Source organism: Mesorhizobium sp. M7A.F.Ca.CA.002.04.1.1, assembly GCF_004022805.1.
GTDB lineage: Bacteria > Pseudomonadota > Alphaproteobacteria > Rhizobiales > Rhizobiaceae > Mesorhizobium > Mesorhizobium ciceri.
Genome location: NZ_RZPL01000286.1, coordinates 1 through 6,572 on the forward strand (window position 1 = coordinate 1; position 6,572 = coordinate 6,572).

The 6,572-nt window shown below is 63.2% G+C and carries 3 protein-coding genes and 1 pseudogene; 2 read left to right on the forward strand and 2 right to left on the reverse strand.

What is annotated here, in order from left to right:
* Both ENZ75_RS16420 and ENZ75_RS16425 read left to right on the forward strand, forming a co-directional pair.
* Positions 1 to 335: pseudogene (locus ENZ75_RS16420) on the forward strand (efflux RND transporter periplasmic adaptor subunit); the annotation flags it as partial.
* A 199-nt stretch (positions 336 to 534) separates the two neighbouring features.
* Positions 535 to 3,681, forward strand: coding sequence for an efflux RND transporter permease subunit (locus tag ENZ75_RS16425; protein ID WP_013532913.1), 3,147 nt, complete (start codon positions 535 to 537; stop codon positions 3,679 to 3,681).
* 68 nt (positions 3,682 to 3,749) lie between these two features.
* Here ENZ75_RS16425 and ENZ75_RS16430 read toward each other — a convergent pair whose 3' ends face one another.
* Together ENZ75_RS16430 and ENZ75_RS16435 are read right to left on the reverse strand one after the other, a co-directional pair.
* Complete coding sequence (locus ENZ75_RS16430) at positions 3,750 to 5,459, reverse strand: APC family permease (protein WP_024502584.1); 1,710 nt, start codon at positions 5,457 to 5,459, stop codon at positions 3,750 to 3,752.
* 389 nt (positions 5,460 to 5,848) lie between these two features.
* A partial coding sequence (locus ENZ75_RS16435; RefSeq protein WP_164887843.1) for an aminomethyltransferase family protein occupies positions 5,849 to 6,572 on the reverse strand: 724 nt, incomplete at its 5' end.

Here is a 6,572-nt window from a genome sequence, read left to right on the forward strand (position 1 = left end):
CGCGTGTGCTGCTCGGCATGACCGCCAGCATCGAAGCCACGGCGGCCAATGAGCGGCAGCTGGTCTCGATCCCCCTGAGCGCACTGGCCGAGCAAGGCACCCAATCGATCGTCTGGACCGTCGATCGTGGCGCCGACACCGTTCATGCTCGTCCGATCAAGGTTGCCGAGTTCGCCGCCGATGGCGTGCGTGTCGCGGAGGGTTTGAAACCCGGCGATGTCGTGGTCGCCGCCGGCACGCAATTCATGACCGAGAACCTCAAGGTGAAGCTCGCCGGTGATACGGCGCTGCAATCGGCATCCGCGGCGGACGGCGACGCCAAGCAGGTGCGCTGACGACAGACAACCGGCTGCGCGTTCCCGCAGCCGCTGGTTTCCGGGCGGCAGGCGCCCGACCGAGACGCTCGATTGATGTAACCCCCACATCGATTTCGCGTCCCACCGCGATGAGTGCTTCTCCGCTGGGAGAGCCTTGCCGCCCGGAAGCCACTACGAACCCTCGATTTTGTTGCGCTAGATAGATGGACCAGCGTCGATGACCAATTCCACGGAAGAGAAGCGGCCCTTCAACCTGTCGCGCTGGGCAATCGGCCATCCCGCCATTGCGCGGTTCCTGTTCGGCCTGATCATCATTTCCGGCGCGCTCGGCCTGATGCGCATGGGCCAGAAGGAAGATCCCGATTTCACCTTCCGGGTCATGGTCGTCCAGGCGATCTGGCCGGGCTCCTCGATCCAGGAGATGGAAGACCAGGTCGTCAACAAGATCGAACGCAAGCTGCAGGAGACGCCGCATCTCGATTTCGTGCGCTCCTTCACCCGCGCCGGCAGCGCCATCATCACCGTGCAGATCAAGGGCGACACCAACACCGCCGAGGTGACCGACGCGTTCTACCAGGTGCGCAAGAAGGTCGGTGACATTGCCGGTGACTTGCCACAAGGTCTGCTCGGCCCCTATTTCAACGACGAATTCGGCGACACCTTTATCACCCTGCATTCGATCAGCGGCGACGGCTTCAGCTATCCCGAGCTGAAGAAGTTCGCCATCCAGGCGCGCGACATGCTTTTGACGACGCCCGGCGTCGAAAAAGCCGTTATCATCGGCGACCAGCCTGAAAAGCTCTATATCGACGTCTCGTCCAAGGCCCTGGCCGAACGGGGCCTGACGCTGACCGATCTGCAGAATGCGATCAAGGGACAGAACAATGTCGACCCGGCCGGCTCCGTCGATACCGGCACCAACTCGGTGCGCATTTCCGTCGAGGGCGATGTCGGCAAGGTCGAGGATATCAGGAACCTGCGCCTGCGCGCCGGCGGTCAGGTCACGAGGCTGGGCGACATCGCCACGGTGAGTTCGGGGTTGCAGGATCCGTTCCAGCGAAAGTACCGCTTCAACGGTCACGACAGCGTGCAGTTGGGCGTCGTCATGGCCAAGGGCTTCAAGGTTACCGATGTCGGCAAGGATGTCGAGGCCACCTACAAGCGCTTCGAAGAGGCGCTGCCCTACGGCGTTGCGGTCGACCAGATCTCCGACCAGCCGGGCGTCGTCACCGATGCGGTGGCGGAGTTCATGCATGCGCTTGGCGAAGCGTTGCTGATCGTGCTCGTGGTCTCGTTCCTGTCGATCGGTTGGCGTTCCGGCCTGGTCATCGCCATCGCCATCCCGCTGGTGCTGGCCGCGACCTTCGCCATCATGTACGAGCTCGGCATCGACCTGCAGCGCATCTCGCTCGGCGCGCTGATCATCGCGCTCGGTCTTCTGGTCGACGACGCGATGATCGTCGTCGAGATGATGGAGCGCAAGCTGGAGGAGGGAATGGTCAAGGTCGAGGCGGCGAGCTTCGCCTATTCCTCGACCGCCTTCCCGATGCTGACCGGCACGCTGATCACCACGGCCGGCTTTATTCCGGTCGGCTTCGCGGCCTCGACCGCCGGCGAATATGTCCGCACGCTGTTTTATGTCGTCGGCATCGCGCTGATCGTCTCCTGGTTCGTCGCGGTCTATTTCACGCCATGGCTCGGCAACATGATCCTCAAGCAGCGCAAGCATGCCGGCAGCCATCACGATGTCTTCGACACGCGTTTCTACCGCCGGCTTCGTGCCACCGTCAGCTGGGCCGTGCGCCATCGCATCATCGTCCTGGTGATGACGCTGGTCACCTTCGGCACCAGCCTGTGGGCTTTCCAGTTCATTCCGCAGAACTTCTTCCCGCAATCGTCGCGGCCGGAAATCCTCGTCGACCTTTGGCTGCCGGAAGGCACCAGCATCAAGGAAGTCGAGGCGCAGGCCAAGGCGCTCGAGACCAAGATGATGGACGACAAGGACAAGCGTTTCATCGCCACCTATATCGGCGAGGGCGCGCCGCGCTTCTTCCTGCCGCTCGACCAGCAGCTGAGCAACCCCAACTTTGCCCAGTTGCTCGTCATGGCCAATGACGAACCGGCTCGCGAGCGTCTGATCGTCAAGTTGCGCACCGTTCTGGCGCAAGACTTCCCGTCCATCCGTGCCAAGGTCGATCGTCTGTTCCTCGGTCCGCCGACCGGCTGGCCGGTGCAGATGCGCGTCATGGGGCCGGATCGCCAGGAGGTGCGCCGCATCGCCGACCAGGTGAAGGCGAAGTTCCGTGAAGATCCGCTGCTTGGCGCCGTGCATGATGACTGGCTGGAGCCGGTTCCGGCGATGAAGCTGGTCATCGACCAGGATCGTGCCCGCGCACTCGGCGTTACCTCGCAGCGCATCCGCCAGATGCTGCAGGCGACGATGTCCGGCGCGCCGCTCGACGACTTCCGCGACGGCGAGGAGACGGTGTCCATCGTCGCCCGCGAGCCGAATGCCAGCCGCAGCCTGCTGTCCTCGGTCGACTCGGTCTATATCCCGACCGACTTCGGCGGTTTCGTGCCGCTGTCGCAGGTGGCCAAGGTGGTGCCGGTGCTGGAGCAAGGCATCGAATGGCGCCGCGACCGCCTGCCGACCATCAGCGTGCGCGCCACCTTGCCCGACGGCGTGCAGTCCAACGACGTCGTCACCAAGATGTACAACGACATGAAGGACCTGCGTGCGGGTCTGGCGCCCGGTTACAAGATCGAAATCCAGGGCGGTGCGGAGGATTCGGCGGAAAGCCAGGCTTCGATCGCCGCCAAGGCACCGATCATGCTGGCCGTCATTGTCGTGCTTTTGATGATCCAGCTGCAGAACTTCGGCAAGGCGATGCTGGTGCTGGCGACCGGTCCGCTTGGCATTATCGGTGCTGCCGCGGCACTCCTGATCAGCGGTGCGCCGTTCGGCTTCGTCGCCATTCTCGGCGTCATCGCGCTGCTCGGCATCATCATGCGCAACTCGATCATCCTGGTCGACCAGATCGACCAGGACATCGCCGCGGGCATGGACCGCTACGAGGCCATCATCGGTTCGGCCGTTCGCCGTTTCCGGCCGATCACGCTGACGGCGCTGACGGCGGTGCTGGCGCTGATCCCGATCTCGCGCGGCGTCTTCTGGGGTCCGCTCGCCTACGCCATGATGGGCGGCATCCTGGTTGCCACGGTGCTGACCATCCTGGTCCTGCCGGCCGGTTACGCCCTGTTCTTCGGCCGGGAGCCGAAAAAGCGCGGGGCGGAGGGACGGACGGACGATCTGGAACTGAGCCAGGAAGCCGAAAAGCCGCAATTGGCGCTGGCCGCCGAATAGATCGATCACGCCAGTCGAAAAGGATCGGGCGCGCCGAAGCGCGCCCGATCCTTTTTATTTTTATGAGGTCAGATGACGAAGAACCAGTTGGCGAGCAGCATCACCACCACGCCGGCGACCAGCGTCAGATAGGGCAGCATGCCCGCCTTTTTGACCGAGAGGTCGGCCCCCGTCATGCCGAGATCGGCCAGCATGTGGTCGGGGAACTTGCCCTTGTCCTGAATGTAGTGTCGGAAGCAGAACACCGGGATGATCAGCGCTGCCGTGATCAGGCCGGCCCACAGCGCCATCGGGTTCCATACCTTGGCACCGGCGCCCATGAAGATCGCGTTGACATAGGCGAAGATCGCCCCGATCCCGAGCAGCCAGCTCGGCGCCTTCCAGGGCCGTGCGATATGGCCGTTGTCGATGCGGTGGATCCAGCCGGCGTTGAGGTTGAGGAAGTTGAAGATGATGTAACCGCAATTCGACACGGCGAGGATGAAGAAGAAGCTCGTCGCGTCGGCCGAGGCGATGGCCAGCACGATCAGGTTGAAGACGAGATCGGTCCACATTGCCCGTGTCGGCGCACCATGTTCGTTGACATGGCTGAGATAGCGCGGCAGCCAGCCGTCGACCGAGCCCTGGTAGAGCGTACGCGAAGAGCCGGCCATGGCCGTCATGATGCACAGCACCAGCGCCAGGATCATCAGCATCACCAACAGGCTGTGGACTAGCGCGCCGCCGCCGACCATGCCGGCCAGCGCGTCGGCGACCCCGGAGCCGTCGACGATCGGCGTCGCCAGCATACCGTTGAGGCCAAGCACGCCCTGGAAGGTGAACGGCACCAGGATGAACAGCAGCATGCACAGAAGGCCGGAATAGAAAATCGCCTTGAACGTGTCGGTGCCGGGGTTCTTGAACTCGGATGTGTAGCAGACGGCGGTCTCGAAGCCGTAGGTCGACCAGGCGGCGATGAACATACCACCAAGCACCAGCGTCCAGCCGGCGATGTTCCAGGCACCGGGCTCGGGCGCGTAGGCTGCGGCCAGCGGCACCAGCGGCGAAAAATTCGCCCAGTTGATCTGGCCGGTGACGATCGGCACCACGCCGACGATCAGCATCGGGACGATGACCAAGAGGCCGATATATTTCTGCACATTGGCGGTGCCGAGAATGCCGCGATGCTGGATCGCAAAGATGATCAGCATCAGCACTGCGCCGATAAAGAAGGTCGCGTTGAAGGTGAACGAGACCGGTCCCAGCGTGTGGCTGTAAAGCGTCCAGTTGCGGATTGCCGGCGTCGCCGCCGCGGTCACCGCTGTGATGGCGTCGGCGGCACTCGTCCCGGCATGCGCGGCGATATAGGCGACGACATCGGGTGAGGTTTCGGTGAACAGCGGCACTGGCGCCAGCGCGTTGAGGATGTAGGCGGCGGCGATCGAGCAGCCGAGCGACAGCACCGGCGACCAGGCGAACCAGTTGCACCAGACAGACAGCGGCGCGATGAACTTGGAATAGCGCAGCCAGGCGGTGGCGCCGTAGATCGACGCGCCGCCCGACTTGTTCGGAAACAGGCCGGCGATTTCGGCATAGGTGAAGGATTGCAGGAAGCCCATGATCATGGAGAAGATCCAGATCGCGAAGGCCAGCGTGCCGGTCGTGCCGGCAATGCCGCCGATCGAGAACAGGACCAGGGCCGGCACGCCGCTCGCCACCCAGAAGGCGCCGCGCCAGTCGATATTTCGGTGCAACTTGCCTTCGGCAAGCGGCTCCAGGACAGTCGTTATCGTGCTCATATGTCTTTGTTCCCCATTTTGATGTTCCCCGTTCGTGACGGCCGCGACTTCGCGAGGCTTCATCATCGACGCATGCTTTGGGCGGCTGTCGGTGTTTCCACTCAGTCGCATTTTTTTCTTAACAGTGAAGATTGATCCGGCGCGCTTTCAGGTCAAGCGATTTGTCGCGCCGTGCACATCACGCTTGCGAAACATGTCGGCTTCACACTGCCGCGGTGGGATTGTTCGGAAAAGGACCAAGGGTCAGGAAGCGAAAACCCGCCGGAGGCGGGTCGCGGCGCAAATCAGCACCATGGACGAATATGTAGCATAGCTGCCCTCAGCAGGTCAAGAAAAAATTCCTATCACGAACTGCAGCACGGCCTCACTGTCTTGGGAGGGAAGGGCCGTCAGGAACGCGGTTTGGTCTTTTGCGGATCGTAGTGGGCGAAGGCGACGACTCGCGCCGGCAGCCGCTTGGCATGGCCGTCGAGCTTGCCGATCTCGACCTCGGTACCGACAGCCGAATGGGTGACATCGAGCCTGGCCAGCGCGATGGTCTTGTTCAGCACCGGCGAGCGCATGCCTGACGTGACCACGCCGATCTGGGCACGGCCGACATGCACGCAATCGCCATGGCCGACGTCGACATTGGCGTCGATGTCGAGACCGACCAGCTTCGTCTGCGGGTGCTCCTTGCGGCGGATCAGCGCCTCGCGGCCGACGAAATCGTCGGTCTTGCTCTTCAGCGGCACGGTGAAGCCGATGCCGGCCTCGAACGGATCGGTCTGGTCGGAAAATTCGTATCCGGCGAAGATCAACCCGGCCTCGATGCGCACCATGTCCAGCGCCTGCAGTCCCATCGGCTTCAGCCCGTGAGGCTGGCCGGCTTCCCAGATGGCGTCGAAGACTTTTTCGGCGTCGCGCGGATGGCACCAGATCTCGTAGCCGAGCTCGCCGGTATAGCCGGTGCGCGAGACGACGACCGGAATGCCGTTGCCGCCACCAATGCGGGCGACGGCGAAGCGGAACCATTCGAGTTCGTCGATCGACGGCTGCAGCGGCGAGGTCCAGATCACCTCCCTGAGGATGTCGCGGCTCTTCGGTCCCTGCACGGCGACATTGTGCATCTGG